The organism is Lentzea miocenica (genome assembly GCF_033949945.1).
In the GTDB taxonomy this organism is placed as follows: Bacteria; Actinomycetota; Actinomycetes; order Mycobacteriales; family Pseudonocardiaceae; genus Lentzea; species Lentzea miocenica.
In genome coordinates this window covers 22,761-37,698 of sequence record NZ_JAXAVW010000041.1, presented here as the reverse complement: position 1 = coordinate 37,698, position 14,938 = coordinate 22,761, and the positions used below count along the sequence as shown (strand labels likewise).

At 68.9% G+C, this 14,938-nt stretch carries 15 protein-coding genes; 6 read left to right on the top strand and 9 right to left on the bottom strand.

The genetic code is table 11. The features are described from left to right. Window positions 1-2 precede the first annotated feature (2 nt). From whiA to SK803_RS38305, 7 genes are all read right to left on the bottom strand, one after another. Window positions 3-989: a DNA-binding protein WhiA gene (whiA, locus tag SK803_RS38335; protein WP_089958262.1), complete on the bottom strand. Its 987-nt coding sequence runs from the start codon at window positions 987-989 to the stop codon at window positions 3-5. Then, complete coding sequence (locus tag SK803_RS38330) at window positions 980-1,948, bottom strand: gluconeogenesis factor YvcK family protein (protein WP_319971172.1); 969 nt, start codon at window positions 1,946-1,948, stop codon at window positions 980-982. Before SK803_RS38330 ends, whiA begins: the two co-directional genes overlap by 10 nt. Window positions 1,949-1,953: 5 nt before the next feature. Next, on the bottom strand, window positions 1,954-2,811 hold the full coding sequence (gene rapZ / locus SK803_RS38325) for an RNase adapter RapZ (protein WP_169731025.1): 858 nt from the start codon (window positions 2,809-2,811) through the stop codon (window positions 1,954-1,956). Between the two features lie 836 nt (window positions 2,812-3,647). Beyond that, window positions 3,648-5,582 carry an excinuclease ABC subunit UvrC gene (gene uvrC, locus SK803_RS38320; RefSeq protein WP_319971100.1) on the bottom strand — a complete coding sequence of 645 codons (1,935 nt, stop codon included), beginning with the start codon at window positions 5,580-5,582 and terminating at the stop codon, window positions 3,648-3,650. A 42-nt stretch (window positions 5,583-5,624) separates the two neighbouring features. Then, window positions 5,625-6,101, bottom strand: coding sequence for a Rieske (2Fe-2S) protein (locus tag SK803_RS38315; protein ID WP_319971099.1), 477 nt, complete (start codon window positions 6,099-6,101; stop codon window positions 5,625-5,627). Window positions 6,102-6,207: 106 nt separating this feature from the next. Further along, complete coding sequence (locus SK803_RS38310; protein WP_406601647.1) at window positions 6,208-6,447, bottom strand: Rieske (2Fe-2S) protein; 240 nt, start codon at window positions 6,445-6,447, stop codon at window positions 6,208-6,210. 171 nt (window positions 6,448-6,618) lie between these two features. Then, complete coding sequence (locus SK803_RS38305) at window positions 6,619-7,113, bottom strand: hypothetical protein (RefSeq protein WP_319971098.1); 495 nt, start codon at window positions 7,111-7,113, stop codon at window positions 6,619-6,621. Between the two features lie 380 nt (window positions 7,114-7,493). On the opposite strand from SK803_RS38305, the gene SK803_RS38300 reads away from it, so the two are divergent. From SK803_RS38300 to SK803_RS38285, 4 genes are all read left to right on the top strand, one after another. Further along, the gene (locus SK803_RS38300; RefSeq protein ID WP_319971097.1) at window positions 7,494-8,927 is read left to right on the top strand and encodes a helix-turn-helix domain-containing protein; all 1,434 of its coding nucleotides are present in this window, start codon (window positions 7,494-7,496) and stop codon (window positions 8,925-8,927) included. Beyond that, window positions 8,927-9,403 (top strand): hypothetical protein, encoded by a 477-nt coding sequence (locus SK803_RS38295; RefSeq protein ID WP_319971096.1) that lies wholly within the window; start codon window positions 8,927-8,929, stop codon window positions 9,401-9,403. The genes SK803_RS38300 and SK803_RS38295 overlap by 1 nt, the downstream gene beginning before the upstream one ends. A gap of 135 nt (window positions 9,404-9,538) precedes the next feature. Next, window positions 9,539-10,000 (top strand): hypothetical protein, encoded by a 462-nt coding sequence (locus SK803_RS38290; RefSeq protein ID WP_319971095.1) that lies wholly within the window; start codon window positions 9,539-9,541, stop codon window positions 9,998-10,000. Further along, a complete protein-coding gene (locus SK803_RS38285; protein ID WP_319971094.1) occupies window positions 9,997-10,854 on the top strand; it encodes a hypothetical protein in 858 nt (285 codons plus the stop codon). Before SK803_RS38290 ends, SK803_RS38285 begins: the two co-directional genes overlap by 4 nt. A gap of 63 nt (window positions 10,855-10,917) precedes the next feature. Here the strand turns inward: SK803_RS38285 and SK803_RS38280 are convergent, their stop codons facing one another. Continuing rightward, window positions 10,918-11,109: a S1 RNA-binding domain-containing protein gene (locus SK803_RS38280; RefSeq protein WP_319971093.1), complete on the bottom strand. Its 192-nt coding sequence runs from the start codon at window positions 11,107-11,109 to the stop codon at window positions 10,918-10,920. A gap of 184 nt (window positions 11,110-11,293) precedes the next feature. Here SK803_RS38280 and SK803_RS38275 point away from each other — a divergent pair, with 184 nt between their 5' ends. Beyond that, entirely contained in the window at window positions 11,294-12,256 is a 963-nt protein-coding gene (locus tag SK803_RS38275) for a helix-turn-helix transcriptional regulator (RefSeq protein ID WP_319971092.1), read from the top strand. Further along, on the top strand, window positions 12,253-13,182 hold the full coding sequence (locus SK803_RS38270; RefSeq protein WP_319971091.1) for a sigma-70 family RNA polymerase sigma factor: 930 nt from the start codon (window positions 12,253-12,255) through the stop codon (window positions 13,180-13,182). Before SK803_RS38275 ends, SK803_RS38270 begins: the two co-directional genes overlap by 4 nt. Here SK803_RS38270 and SK803_RS38265 read toward each other — a convergent pair. After that, window positions 13,142-14,908 (bottom strand): LamG-like jellyroll fold domain-containing protein, encoded by a 1,767-nt coding sequence (locus SK803_RS38265; RefSeq protein WP_319971090.1) that lies wholly within the window; start codon window positions 14,906-14,908, stop codon window positions 13,142-13,144. The two genes, SK803_RS38270 and SK803_RS38265, sit on opposite strands and share 41 nt — an antisense overlap. Between the last annotated feature and the right edge of the window lie 30 nt (window positions 14,909-14,938).

Genomic DNA, 14,938 nt, shown 5'->3' with positions numbered 1-14,938 from the left:
GGTCAGACCTCGGCTTCGAGCATCTCCGCCGTGACGGCGGACTCCGTGTCCGGCAGCCCCAGGTCCTTGGCCCGCTTGTCCGCCATGGCCAGCAGACGCCTTATACGACCGGCCACCGCGTCCTTCGTCATCTGCGGATCGGACAGCTGCCCGAGCTCCTCCAGCGAAGCCTGCCGGTGCGCCAGCCGCAGCTGCCCCGCGGCAGCCAGGTGATCAGGCGCCTCCGGCCCGAGAATCTCCAACGCCCGCGCAACCCGTGCGGCAGCGGCGACAGCGGCCCGCGCGGACCGCCGCAGGTTGGCGTCGTCGAAGTTCGCCAGCCGGTTCGCCGTCGCCCGGACCTCACGCCGCATCCGGCGCTCTTCCCAGGCCAGCACGGAATCGTGCGCGCCGAGTTTGGTCAGCATCGCCCCGATGGCGTCGCCATCCCTTATCACCACGCGCTCGGCCCCGCGCACCTCGCGGGACTTGGACGCGATCCCCATCCTGCGCGCCGCACCGACCAGGGCCAGTGCCGCCTCCGGACCGGGGCAGGTGATCTCGAGCGACGAGCTGCGACCGGGTTCGGTCAGCGAGCCGTGCGCGAGGAAAGCACCACGCCACGCGGCTTCCGCGTCGCACACGCCACCGGACACGACCGGCGCGGGCAGGCCGCGCACCGGGCGGCCGCGCGGGTCGAGCAGACCCGTCTGGCGGGCCAGGCCCTCGCCGTCCTTCACCACGCGCACGACGTAGCGGGTGCCCTTGCGCAGGCCGTTCGACTGGATCGTGAACACCTCGGCGTGGTGGCCGTAGAGCGCCTGGATCTCCTTGAGGAGCCTGCGGGCGGCGGAACCGAGATCGAGCTCGGCTTCGACGACCACCCGGCCGGACACGATGTGCAGGCCGCCGGCGAACCTGAGCAGGGAGGACACCTCCGCGCGGCGGCAACAGGTCTTGGATACCGCGAGCCTGCTCAGCTCGTCCTTGACCGCCGACGTCATCGCCACGGGCGTGTCCCTCCCACTCCGGTCTCATCGACCACTTGCCTCAGGCAACCGGCCAGTGCCTCCGGATCATGCCGCTCGGCGGCGTCCGGTGCGGCGATCTTGGCCAGATGCGTCTGCGCTCCCAGTGCCGAGGCGGCGCGCGTCAGCCGGTCCGGGGTGGGGACCGAGTCGACGTCCGCGATCACCGCGTCCACCTTCAGCTCGGGTGCGTGTTCGCAGACTACGTCCAAATGGCGCTCCGGAGAGAAACCGGCGGTTTCACCCGGTTGGGGGACGAGATTGAGCACGAGGACCTTTTTGGCACGCGTGCGTACCAACGCGTCGTGCAGTTCGGGCACGAGCAGATGCGGCAACACGCTGGTGAACCATGATCCAGGGCCGAGTAACACAAGATCGGCGTCAAGTACAGCCTGTACTGCTTCCGGACAGCCGACAGGTCGCCCGTTCGGGGCGGTCAGACGGATGCGCTGCACCAGCCCCGGCGTGGTCGCGATGGCGACCTGGCCCCGGATGCGGCGGACGACCTTCTCGTCCTCGTCCAGCCCGGTGACGTCGGCCTCGATGTCGAGCGGGTCGTTCGACATGGGCAGCACCCGCCCGGTGACGCCGAGCAGCCTGCTGGTGAGGTCGAGCACCGCGACCGGGTCGCCGAGCTGCTCGAGCAGCCCGGCGATCACCAGATTCCCGACCGCGTGACCGGCAAGGGCACCCGTGCCACCGAACCGGTGCTTGAACAGGGACGTCCAGAGCCTGCTGGCCTCGTCCTCCCCCGCCAGCGCCGCCATGGCCTTGCGCAGGTCACCCGGCGGCAGCAGGTCCGAGAGCTCGCGCCTGAGCCGTCCCGACGAGCCCCCGTCGTCCGCGACGGTCACCACGGCCGTCACGTCCTCGGTCACCCGCCGCAACGCCGTCAGCGTCGCGTGCAACCCGTGCCCACCACCAAGAGCAACAGCTTTCAACTTCGTCACTCGCGTCCCAGATCCCTGTGCACGACCTTCACGGCCATGCCGTCCTCGCTGGCCAGCCGCGCGGCCAGCTCTTCGCTCAAGGCAACACTGCGGTGCTTGCCACCCGTGCAACCGATCGCGAGCGTCAGGTAGCGCTTGCCCTCACGCCGGTACCCGGCCCCGATGAGCCTGAGGAGTTCGTGGTACCGATCAAGGAACTCGTCCGCCCCCTCCTGGGACAGCACGTAGTTGCGCACCTCACCATCGAGCCCGGTCTGCTCGCGCAGCTCCGGAATCCAGAACGGGTTCGGCAGGAACCGCACGTCCATGACGAGGTCGGCGTCCATCGGCAGCCCGTACTTGTACCCGAAGCTCAGCACCGTGACCCGAGTCCTGCTGGCGGCCTCAGTTCCGAACGTGTCCTCGATCTTCGCCCTGAGCTGGTGAATGCTCAGCGCACTCGTGTCGAGCACCAGGTCGGCCTCTTGCTTGAGCGGCGTGAGCAGGATCCGCTCGGCCTCGATCCCGTCCTGCAGCCGCCCGTCACCCTGCATCGGGTGTCCGCGCCGCACCGCCTCGAACCGGCGGATCAACACGTCGTCGGTGGCCTCGAGAAAGAGCACGCGCGGCTTGTACCCACGCGCGTCGAGATCCTTGATGATGGCGGCCAGGTCCTCGGTGAACGCGCGGCTGCGCACGTCCATGACGACAGCGACCCTGGTGATCGCCCCACGCGCCTGCGCGCCGAGCTCGACCATGGTGGCGATGAGTTCCGGGGGCAGGTTGTCCACGACGAACCAGCCGAGGTCCTCCAGGCACTTGGCCGCGGTGCTGCGGCCCGCACCGGACAGCCCGGTCACCACGGCGACTTCGATGCCGGACTTCTCCGCGTTCACGACTACGACTCCGTTACCTGTTCATGAGCGCACTGGCGCTCTCGTGTGGGCGAGCTCGTTGTTGGACGAGCCCGGTGTTGCACGAGCTCTGCGTTGGACGAGCCCGGTGTTGCACGAGCTCTGCGTTGGACGAGCCCGGTGTTGCACGAGCTCTGCGTTGGACGAGCCCGGTGTTGGACGAGCTCGGGTGTTGGACAAGCTCGGTGTTGCGGGCCACGCCACGACCCGGCGCGCCCGGTGTGAGTCTCCACTGGAATCGCCCTCGGGCGCGGCAGATTCGGCAGTGCGACGGGCGTGCCGTGGCCGCGGTCACGATCCTCGCCCGGTTCGCGGGCCGCGCGCAGGCCGGGTGGGAAGGACGTGACAGCTGCGGCACGTGAGGCCGGCGGGACGTGACCGGCGGCCTGAAGCGCGGCCGGGCTGGAGCAGGCGTAGCGAGGCCCACCCTGGCTGTGCGGGCGAGCGGCGGGAGCAAGCGCGGCGAAGCCCGACCCGGACGGGTGAACCTCGTCCGGATCCACGCCTGCCGCCGTCCAGTAGATGTCCTGAAAACATGATCGTCCACCTCCCGCAGGAGGAAGAGGCGGGCGGCGGCGGACACCGGCTACACCACTTCGCCTCCGTGGTGAACGCGCGGGCAGGCCGGAAGACCGCCACGACACCGGCTTCCCATCGACCACCGACGCCGTGACGGCGACGCTCGACCCGCAAGACCTGGCCACCACCGCTTCCGCCGTGCGACGGCCACAAGCGCGGCCCCGCTGGAGCAAGCGCGGCGAGGCCCGGCCCGGCCACGCGGACGCGCCAGAAGGCCGTCACGGCACCGGCTTCCCCTCGGCCACCGGAGCGGTCGTGGCCACGCTCGCCCCGGCCAGGGTGGCCACCACGGCTTCGGCGGTGCGGCGGCCCACGCCGGGGACCTCGCTGACTTCGTCCACTGTGGCCTGCTTGAGTTTGCGGACCGAGCCGAAGTGCTTGAGCAGTGCGGCTTTGCGGGTTTCGCCGAGGCCTGGCACGTCGTCCAGCTCCGAGACCGTCATGCGCTTCGAGCGCTTTTGGCGGTGGTAGGCGATGGCGAAGCGGTGGGCCTCGTCGCGGACTCGTTGCAGCAGGTACAGTGCGTCGCTGGTGCGGGGCAGGATCACCGGGTCGGGCTCGCCGGGGACCCAGACCTCTTCGAGGCGCTTGGCCAGGCCGACGATCGCCACGTCGGTGATGCCCAGTTCGGCCAGGACGTCGGATGCCGCGGCGGCTTGGGGGCCGGCGCCGTCGACGACCAGGAGGTTGGGCGGGTAGGCGAACTTGCGGGGTTTGCCGGTGTCCGGGTCGATGCCGGGGTTGGGGCCGCCGGACGCGGTTTCGCGCAGCATCGCCTGGAAGCGGCGGCGGACGACCTCGGCGATCGAGGCGACGTCGCCTTCCGTGGCGGCCTCGCGGATGGCGAAGCGGCGGTACTCCGACTTGCGGGCCAGGCCGTCCTCGAAGACGACCAGGGAGGCCACCACGTCGGTGCCCTGGACGTGGCTGATGTCGATGCACTCGATGCGCAGCGGCGCGGTGTCGAGGGCCAGGGCGTCCTGCAGTTCCTGCAGGGCGGCCGAGCGGGCGGTCAGGTCGCCGGCGCGGCGGAGTTTGTGCTGGGCGAAGGCTTCGGCGGCGTTGCGGGCGACCGTTTCCATCAGAGCGCGCTTGTCGCCGCGCTGCGGCACCCTCAAAACCACCCGCGAGCCGCGTTGTTCGGAGAGCAGGTCTTCCAAGGCCGGGGCGTCGTCCGGCAGCACCGGGACGAGCACCTCGCGCGGGGTGTTCTCGGTGTTGTCGCCGTAGAACTGCATGATGAACTGGTCGACCAGGCCGCCGTCGTCGAGCGCCTCCACCTTGTCCAGCACCCAGCCGCGCTGGCCGCGCACCCGGCCGCCGCGCACGTGGAAGACCTGGACCGAGACCTCCAGCTCGTCCTGCGCGAACGCCATCACGTCCGCGTCCGTGCCGTCGCCGAGGACGACCGCCTGCTTCTCCATCGCGCGCCGCAGCGCGCCCAGGTCGTCACGCAGCCGCGCCGCGCGCTCGAACTCCAGTTCCTCGGCGGCCGCGGACATCTCGCGTTCCAGGCGGCGGATCATGTGATCCGTCTTGCCCGCCAGGAAGTCGCAGAAGTCCTCGACGATCTCGCGGTGCTCGTCCGCCGACACCTTGCCGACGCACGGCGCCGAGCACTTGTCGATGTACCCGAGCAGGCAGGGACGCCCGATCTGGCTGTGCCGCTTGAAAACGCCCGCCGAGCACGTGCGCGCGGGGAACACGCGCAGCAGCAGGTCCAGCGTCTCGCGGATGGCCCACGCGTGTGCGAACGGCCCGAAGTACCGCACGCCCTTCTTGCGCGGACCGCGGTACACGTGCAGCCGCGGGTAGTCCTCGAACAGCGTCACGGCCAGCACGGGATACGACTTGTCGTCGCGGTACCGGACGTTGAACCGCGGGTCGAACTCCTTGATCCAGTTGTATTCGAGCTGCAGCGCCTCGACCTCGGTGGTGACCACGGTCCACTCGACGGAGGCCGCCGTGGTCACCATCTGGCGCGTGCGCGGGTGCAGCCCGGAGAGATCGGCGAAGTAGGAGTTCAGCCTGCCGCGCAAGCTCTTCGCCTTGCCGACGTACACGACCCGGCCACCGGCGTCGCGGAACTTGTAGACGCCGGGAGCCTCAGGAATCGTGCCCACAGCGGGCCGGTACGTCGAGGGATCTGCCACGCCGTCAAGACTATCGACGAGGTCTGACAAAAACAGAAACGGTCAGGTCAGGACGATCTGATCGCCGTCCACCTTCACCGCGACCGCGCGCAGACCGGACGTCGCCGGCCCCTTCTTCACCGCGCCGTCCGAAGTGCCGAACTGGCTGCCGTGCGAAGGACACGTGATGGTGCTGCCGGAAGGCTCCGCGACGATCGAACCCTGGTGCGGGCAGGTCGCGTCGTAAGCCTTCACCTCGGTCGCGGAGATCCGCGCGACGACGATCTTCTTGCCGCCAGGGGCGTCCACGACGGCGCCGCCGCCTTCGGGAACGTCAGCCAGGGCAACGAGAGCGGTACCTGTGGAGCCGGCGGAACCCGTGGATCCCGTGGGCGTCGAACCGCCCTGTGCGGGTGTGGATCCGGTGCCGGTGGACGGGGTGGTGGAGCTGCACGCGGTCACGAGGCCACTGGGCACGGCGAGAGCCACCGCGATTCCGCACAGCGCCGCTCGCCTGTTGACCAGGCTTTCGGTGTTCACGACCGTTCCTCCGTGGTGGTGGGTGTCCGGGTTCACACCACAGCATTACGCGAACGGGTCACCGGAAGTTCAGCGCGAACGCCAATGCACAGCAAATGCACAGGTCCTATGCGAGCACCAAATTCTCACCCGAAAGCGTGATGGCAACCTCCGTCAACCCCGAAGTCGCAGGTCCTTTGCGGACCGCGCCGGTCGACGGGTCGAAAGCGCTCCCGTGAAGCGGGCAGGTGATGACACCGCCGGCAGGAGGGTTAACCAAGGAGCCCACGTGAGGGCAGGCGGGGTTGAAAGCACGGAATTCACCCGATTGAGGCTGCACGACCAGCAGCTGGGCGTTGCCGGGCATGTCCACCAGCACGCCGGAGCCGACCGGGACCGCGGAAACAGCACTCACGCGATCCCCGGCGCGGGCGGTCCCGACACCACCCGTCTTGCGAGGAACAGGCTCGCCACACGCGGCGGCAGCAGCAGCGACGAGCCCGCACAACAGAACTGAACGACGATCCACGAGCACCGATTATCGGCGCTGGTCCTCCGCGGCGGCCGTCCGGGCCAGTGCCAGCACGGCGGTGAACGGCGGGAACCAGTGCCGGGAGTGCGACGGCGGGTTCGCCCAGCGCAGCGATCCGTACCTGGTCATCGTGGGTGGTAGCGCTATCCGGTGTGGAGAGCGCACGAACTGGACCTCCGGCGGCGCCTTGAGATGAGTCGGCAGCAACGCCACCAGCTCGGCCAGGAAGATCCAGTGCTCGCGGGGGCCGGGGATGACGGTGACGGGCCCGGCGAGCATGCGCGACTTCAGATCCGCCAGGACTCGCGAACCGATCCGCGCGGGCATCGCCAGCGCGGTGGTAGCGGGTCCCAGAGGGAGGAAGACGCCCTGCTCGGTGACTGTCACCTGCCAGCCGAGCAACCGGTAGCCGGCGACCGCCTCGCCGATCGCCCGTCCGTGTCCCCTGTTCTGTGGGATCCCGGCACTCCCTGTGCCGGTCTCCGCGGTCGTGATGCTCATCGGCGTTGTCCTCCCCGGTGGTGGGTCAGGCACTGGCAAGGCCACGGGGATCGGCCCGTCACCTGCGAAGTGCAGGGTGCGTCCCACATCACGCCAACACCACTCGCCGGCTGCATGAGCCTCATGCAGCGGACGTATGAAGCTCATCCGCCGCACGGGGGTACCGGGACTGCGACACGCGAACTCATTACGTCTTATGCATGAGATGGATGGACTGACGATCACGTCTCCGTACACTGGGTGAACGCTCAGTGACGGGAGCGATGCCGATGGATACCGCGAGACCCAAATCCAGGCGCGCTTGCCCGTGTGGGGCGTTCATCGCCGCCGACAACGCCGATCGGCTGTGTCACCGGTGCCGCCGCAACGCTCGTTCCGGCGTGCACGGCCCACCCGAGGTCCCGAACGACTTCTGGGACCACCCCGCGATCGCGGCGGCCTGCGCGGACCGCGACATGGGTGCGCTGATCTCCGCGTACCGCCACCACCCCCAGCACCTGAGCCGGGTCACGCAGGACCGCATGGCGGCGTGGCTCGGCATCAGCCAGGCGCAACTCTCACGTTACGAGTCGGGCGAGAACCAGATCGACCGGCTCGACCGGTTGCGCCACTTCGCGCTCGTGCTCGGAGTACCTGGCGAACGACTGTGGTTCGACCGAGTCGTCATCCCAGCTCAGGTGGGCCCCACTGAAAACGGCCCACCAGATGTGCTCGCAGCCCCCTGGGAGGCGACGAGCATTGCCCGTTCGGTCGAGGAGACGGCGAGGAGCGACTTGGCGATCAGCAGACGAGCGGCGCTCACCGGGGCTGCCGCGGTGACGGTGGGATCCGCACTGGTCGAGCCGCTGCAGCGGTGGTTGCACCCCCTGCAGAACCTGTCGAAGTGGTCGTCGCACTCGGCGATCAGCGAGGAGGAGCTCTTCGCCCTGCAACGCGTGGCCGACGGCCTGCGCGGCTGGGGCGGCCGGGGCGGCTACGGACTGGCCCGCAAGGCCGTCCTGGGTCAGCTCGACGAGCTGGCCGAACGACTGGGACGCGCTCCCTCCGGACCGACGACAGAGCGCGCGTTCTTCATCGGCGCCGAACTGTCCAAGGTGGCGGCGAGCATGTCGTTCGACGCGGGCCTGCACAACGCGGCCCAGCGCTACTACGTGCTGGCCATCCGCATGGCCAAGGCCGGCCACAACGACGGCTTCGCGGCCCTCTGCCTGGCCGCCATGGCGAGGCAGATGTTCGACCTGGGCCGCCCGGAGGACGGCCTGGAACTCGTCCAGCTGGGCCAGTACGGCACCCGCCGCACCGGCACGCCGACGCTGAAGGCCCTGCTCCTGACGCGCGAGGCCTGGGCCTACGCGCAAATGGGCAAGACCCGCGAGTTCCACCAGGCCGTGGGCATGGCCCAGGACAGCTTCGCGCAACGTGACGCGGACGTGGAACCGCGCTACCTGCACAGCTTCGACGAGGCCGAACTGGAAGGCGTGATCGGCGCCCGATGCCGCGACCTCGCCATGCACGACCCAGCTCAAGCCGTGTTCGCCGAACAACACATCCGGCGAGCCCTGGAACTGCGGGACCCGTCGAAGGTGCGCAACCGCGCGTTCGACGTGATCGGACTGGCGCGCACCAAGATGGTCGCGGGAGACCCGGAGGCAGCGTGCGGGTTGATCAACGAGGTCCTGCCGACAGCGGCGAAGCTCTCCTCGGGGCGCGTCCTGCGCAAACTGGAGGATTTCGCCAAGGAAGCGGCACGGCACCGCCACATCCCCGCCGTGCAGGACACCCGCGACGCGATCAGAGCGATCCGGACGGCTTGATGCGCATCGGCATCACTGGGCACACCAACCTGGTACCCGAGTGCGTCCCAGCCGTCCAGGCCGCGATCGCCGGCGTCCTGGACCGACTGGACCGTCCCCTGGTCGGCGTCACCTGCCTGGCCCCTGGCGCCGACCAGGTGTTCGCCAGAGCCGTCCTGGACCTCGGCGGCCAGGTCGAGGTGGTCCTCCCGGCACTCGACTACCGCGACCGCCTCAAGCCACACCAGGTGGCCGAGTACGACGAACTGCGCGCGGCCGCCACCGTGGTCAGCGTGCTTCCGCTCATGTCGAGCGGACGCCTGGCCTACGTAGCCGCGAACGAACGCATGCTCGCCTCAGTCGAGATGCTCGTGGCGGTGTGGGACGGCGTGCCGTCCCAGGGCAAGGGCGGCACCGCGGACGTCGTGGAACAGGCACGAGCAAGCGGCGTGCGCATCGAGGTCGTCTGGCCCGAGGAGGCCCGCCGCAAGTCCTGACGCGGGGGAGCACGCGACAGGACCGGCCGCCCGCAACCCGGCCACTGCTCCACTAGAGGGAAGTTCGTCGGCAACCGGACCAACTCCGCCCCCAGCCCTAGCCCCACCCACCCCCGTTGATCACGATTTCGGGGCATGGCAGCCGAACCGTTCGCCCGCTTGGCCGACCGCCAGAACGCGCTGCGAACAGCCCTACGAGCCCTCCAAGCCGCAGGCCCCGGCAGCCCCGACTTCCCGTCCTTGCTGGCGGACACCGACAAGGAAGTCGAAGCCGTGATGCAAGCCCGCAGGGACGTGGAAGCAGCCCGCCTGACCAACCCGAACCGAGCCATAGCCGCAGCCACCACCGTCGCCGCCCTGATCGTCGCCGTCGGCTGGTTCGACGCCTGGTCCCTGCTCTCCCTCCTCCTGTCCGTGGCCGTCGCCGCAGCCGTCCTGGTCGACCCGACCGGCCGCAAGATCTGGGAACCACGAGCCAGGACCGCGGCCATCACCGCGGCACTGGCGGCCACCCTCCTCACCCCGCTGGCCAACGGCTGGGCGGCACTGGTCGTGCTGGCGGGAGTCGCCTGGTGGGCGTGGAGGACGCTGCGATGAACATCGACCCGGTCAAGGCGCTGGACGACAAGATCGAGCGCCTCAAAAAGGACCTCAACTCGCTCACCACCAGGATGGACAACGCCCAAACCGAGGCAGCACAACAACAACTGAGCACCACCAACCAGTTCAGGGACACCACCCGCAAGGTCACCAAGACCAACGACCGGATCACCGAACTGGCGGAGAGCGTCCACCGCCTCGAACGACTCCTGGTGGCGCTGAACCGGAAAGTTCGCGCAGGCGAAACCCAGAAAGCCGACTTCGACATCTGGCCGGAAGTCCCCAAAGCCCTGATCGCCAGGATCCTGGCCGGCCAGGAAGCCTACGCCCGCAAGACCTTCACCCCGCAGGAAGCCAAGAGCACCCGCAAGTCCATCGCGGAGTACGACCGGGCGGCCCACGAGGCGATCGACGCGGCCGAAGCCCTGACCCACCTGCCCCCGAACGCGGAAGCGTTGTGGCGCAAGAAGTACAAGCAATGGCGAGCGATCACCACGCAGGAACGTCCTGTCGCACCGGACGAAAACACGCATGCCAGGGACACCGCTGCCAAGTCGGCGGGCAACGAAGCCGTCGCGGAGGTGCGCCAGAAGATCCGCACCCGCATCGAGGACGCGGTCGCGAGGGATCTGCTGTTCCCGGCGTGGTTCGAGAACATGCTCGGACCGGCCGCGCCGCCCGGCAAGGCGGACGATTGGCTTTACACCGCAACGGATGTCGTGTTGTACCGGCTGCTGCACGACGTCACGAGCCCGGCGGACGCGCTCGGCACGGCGCCCCAGGAACAAGGGCACCGCAGAACGCTCCACGACCGGTTGATCGTGGAGTGCGCTGAATACCGCAAGCCTTGAAAAACGCGCGCCGTGAAGGACGTGAGGAAACTCGGGCAGGGCGCCTCTGCCCGAGCACTCACATCACGCCAGCTCCAGGCTGAATCGCTGCTGCTCGGCGTCCACCGACAGCACCTTCACCTGAACCGAGGAACCCACCTCGGCCTGGCGGCCGTGCAGGAGCCCGTGTGCACCGGCGGGGTGCTCGACGAACGATCCGAAGGGAACGGTCGAGACGACCTTCCCCGAAAAGACATCACCAACGTTGGGAAGCATTGCGCATCACCTCCTCTCCCTGTGCGCGTATCCCGATGTGTGGACAGGCGCGGGGATGGAGGGGCCCTGATCAAGTCAGGGCCGGGCAACCGTTCCGCTCACGGCACAAGGCCGACCCGGCAGTCATGGCGCAAACCCTAACCACCACAGGCCGTTGTTCGCAACGGAATCTAAGATCCCTCACATGCTGGAGACGTCCGCACGGTTGCTGAAGCTCCTGTCCCTGCTGCAGGTGCGACGCGACTGGACGGGCCCGGAGCTCGCGGACCGGCTCAGCGTCGACGTCCGCACGATCCGCCGCGACGTGGACAAGCTCCGCAGCCTCGGCTACCCCGTCACGTCGCTGCCAGGGGCGACCGGCGGGTACCAGCTCGGTGCCGGCGCGGAACTCCCGCCGTTGCTGCTCGACGACGACGAAGCGGTCGCCGTCGCGGTAGGCCTGCGCACCGCCGCCAACGGCACGATCGCGGGCATCGAGGAGACGTCGGTCCGCGCGCTCACCAAGCTGGAACAGGTGCTGCCGACCAGGCTGCGCCGGCGCGTCCAGGCGTTGCAGGCGCACACCACTCCGCTGATCGCCGCGGGCCCGACCGTCGACCCGGAGACGCTCACGATCATCGCCGCCGCCTGCCGCGACCACGCGCAGCTGCGGTTCACCTACGCCTCGACGCACGGCGAGCCCGCGAAACGGCTCGTGGAACCGCAAGGCCTCGTGCACACGGGCCGCAGGTGGTACCTCGTCGCCTGGGACGTGTCCAAACAGGACTGGCGGACGTTCCGGGTCGACCGCGTCAGCACCGAACCGACGCTCGCCGCCCGGTTCACGCCCCGCGAACCACCCGCGGAATCGTTGGGCGAGTTCGTGTCGCGCCAGGTCGCGTCGAGCGTCTACACCTATCAGGCGGTGCTGACGATCAAGGCGCCGCTTCGGGAAGTCGCGGAACGCACCTCCCCCATGTCGGTGTCGCTGGAGCCGATCGACGACAGCTCCTGCCTGATGCGCACGGGTGCCGAGTCGCTCGACCGGATCGTGTTCTACCTGCTGTTCATCGGGCTCGACTTCGAGGTGCGGGAGCCGCAGGAGCTCAAAGACCACATCGGAATGCTCGTCACCAGGCTGCGGAACGCGATTACAGTGCAAGAGTGACAGTGGAAGTGACAGCGGACTTCGCGACCGCCGCGGACCCGTTCCGGCGGGAACTGCTCGCACACTGCTACCGGATGCTCGGCTCGGTGCACGACGCCGAGGACCTGGTGCAGGAGACGTACCTGCGCGCGTGGAAGGCGTACGGCAAGTTCGAGGGCCGGTCGTCGGTGCGCACGTGGCTGTACCGGATCGCGACGAACGTCTGTCTCACCGCGCTCGACACCCGCACCAAACGACCGTTGCCGTTCGGCCTGTCCACGAGTGCGACGGAAACGGACTCGCTGACCCAGGACCACGAGGTCCCGTGGCTGGAGCCGTTCCCGACCGACCCCGCCGCCATCGTCACCGAACGCGAGTCCACCAGGCTGGCCTTCGTCGCGGCGCTCCAGCACCTGCCGCCACGGCAACGCGCGGTGCTGATCCTGCGCGACGTCCTCAGGATGACCGCCGCGGAGACCGCCGACGAGCTCGACATGACCGTGGCGGCCGTCAACAGCGCTCTGCAACGGGCCCACGCGCAGCTCAAGGACCTCACCGAGGAGCAGATCACCGAGCCCGCGGAGGCCAAGCCGCTGCTCGACCGGTGGGTGAAGGCGTTCGAGGCCAAGGACATCCCGGCGATCATCGGGATGTTCGCCGAGGACGTCGTCTGGGAGATGCCGCCGTTCCCGCAGTGGTACCAGGGGCCGGAGATGGTCGCGTGGCACCTCACGAACCAATGTCCCGCGGTACCGCACGGCGCGCGCATGATCGCCGTGGAAGCGAACGGCCAGCCTGCTTACGGGCTGTACCTGCGAGAAGAGGACGGCGTGTTCCGGCCGTTCAACCTCCAGGTGCTGGAGGTGCGCGACGACCGGATCACGCGCGTCTCGTCGTTCTTCGACCTCAGTCTGTTCCCGCGGTTCGGGCTGCCTTCGACCGCATGAACTCGGAGCGGTCCAGCGGCCGGCTCACCACCCGCATGTCACCGATCCAGCCGTGCAACGACTTCTCGACGATCTTGTTGTACGCGTAGGCGCCGACCAGCCACGGGTCACCGGCGGTCGAGATGCCGCGCGCGGGCGTGGACGGGTTGCGCAGCAAGGGAGATCCGTCGACGTACATCGTGGTGTGCGCGCCGTCGTTGACCACGGCGACGTGCCACCACGTGTCGAAGTCCATCTCGTGGCCCCAGTTCGTGGACAGCCCCGGCAGGTCGCGCGGGAACACCGCCCACTGCAGCACGCCGCCGCCCGCGAGGTTCAGCGTCGCGATCGGCTCGCTCGGGTCGTCACCGGTCTTGCCCGCCGCCGAGCCGGGCGCGAGCTTGGTGAACAGGCCGCACCACGGGTGGTTGAAGTCCTTGGGCAGCTTGAGGAACAGCTCGATCGTGTACCCGCGCTCGAACGTGTCGCGGTTGATCGGCGCGGCATCCACAGTGGACAGGTACCCGTTCTTGCCGAAGTACAGCGAACGGTGCGACGGCGCGAACCGGTGGTGGTCGTCCCCCGCGGTCAGCTCACCCGTCTGCTTGAGGTCGTTCCCGTTGCCCGACAGGTCCTTCAGCCCCTCACCGAGCCGCCAGTACGCGACGGTTCCGCGCACCAGCACGTCCTTCGCGGCCTGCGCGGGAGGCAGCACCGGCGGGTCGAACCGGGCGAACCGCTGCTCGAAGTCGATCGGCACGCTGAACCTGTCGGCCGGCCCGGTCAGCTCGATCTCCTTGCGCTCCAACGGGTTGAGCGCGCGTTTGCCGAGCAGCCACGGCGACAGCGTGCGCACGTCGATCGTCCTGCGGTCCAGGTCGAAGTGGTACAGCCGGATCATCGCGCCGCCGCCGTAGTAGCGGTCCTGGTAGTTCGTGATGTGCACGTGCACGTCGTTGCCGGCGGCGTTCCGCATGGTCGCCCGCGCCGGCGGCCAGAAGTGACCGTTGAGCGTGAGGAAGATCTGGTCGTTGTCCTTGATCAGCTCGTCCCACAGTTTGCGGCCGTAGTCGGACATCTGCGCGACACCGTCGTTGCCGTCGTACACCAGCTCATGCGTGGTGAGGATGACCGGCAGCTTCGCGTGCTGCTTCAGCACCGAGCGCGCCCACTCGAACCCCTTGGCGGACATGCGCCAGTCGAGCGCGAGGACCAGCCACTCCTTGCCCGCGGCCTGGAACACGTGGAACGAGTTGTACCCGTCGGCACTGGAAGCCCGGTACGTCGGCGAGTTCCGGAACCGCCGCGGCCCGAACCTGTCGAGGTACGGCGTGCGGCCGCGCTGGTCGTCGGTGCGCGAGTCCGGCAGGTCGTGGTTGCCCGCGAGCACGCTGTACCCGACCCGGCGCCGGTCGAGCACCTCGAACCGCTCGCTGATGTCGTCGATCTCGCTCTTCCGCCCGTTCTCGACTAGGTCGCCGAGGTGGCTGACGAAGACGATGTTCTCGGACCTCTGGTGGTCGATCAGGTACTGCAGCGTCGCCTTCAACGGCGCCGAGTCGCCCCGGTCGAGATCGAACATGTACTGCGTGTCCGGAATCACCGCGAGCGTGAACCGCCGCGCCTCCGGGTCGGGACGGCCACTGCCGACAACGATGTCAGCATCGGCGACACCGGGCGTGACCAGGGCGGCAGCAGCGGCGGTCGCACCGGTGCCGAGCAGGAAGGAACGGCGGGACGCAGTCATGGCGCGGAGCGTAGGTGTGCCCGGCCAACG

What these genes read in the sequence shown, in the direction of transcription:
- SK803_RS38280 (WP_319971093.1), bottom strand. Translation starts at nt 11,109, where the DNA reads ATGCTTCCCAACGTTGGTGATGTCTTTTCGGGGAAGGTCGTCTCGACC.
- SK803_RS38290 (WP_319971095.1), top strand. Translation starts at nt 9,539, where the DNA reads ATGGCAGCCGAACCGTTCGCCCGCTTGGCCGACCGCCAGAACGCGCTG.
- SK803_RS38275 (WP_319971092.1), top strand. Translation starts at nt 11,294, where the DNA reads ATGCTGGAGACGTCCGCACGGTTGCTGAAGCTCCTGTCCCTGCTGCAG.
- SK803_RS38265 (WP_319971090.1), bottom strand. Translation starts at nt 14,908, where the DNA reads ATGACTGCGTCCCGCCGTTCCTTCCTGCTCGGCACCGGTGCGACCGCC.
- SK803_RS38295 (WP_319971096.1), top strand. Translation starts at nt 8,927, where the DNA reads ATGCGCATCGGCATCACTGGGCACACCAACCTGGTACCCGAGTGCGTC.
- SK803_RS38285 (WP_319971094.1), top strand. Translation starts at nt 9,997, where the DNA reads ATGAACATCGACCCGGTCAAGGCGCTGGACGACAAGATCGAGCGCCTC.
- SK803_RS38310 (WP_406601647.1), bottom strand. Translation starts at nt 6,447, where the DNA reads ATGCCCGGCAACGCCCAGCTGCTGGTCGTGCAGCCTCAATCGGGTGAA.
- SK803_RS38305 (WP_319971098.1), bottom strand. Translation starts at nt 7,113, where the DNA reads ATGAGCATCACGACCGCGGAGACCGGCACAGGGAGTGCCGGGATCCCA.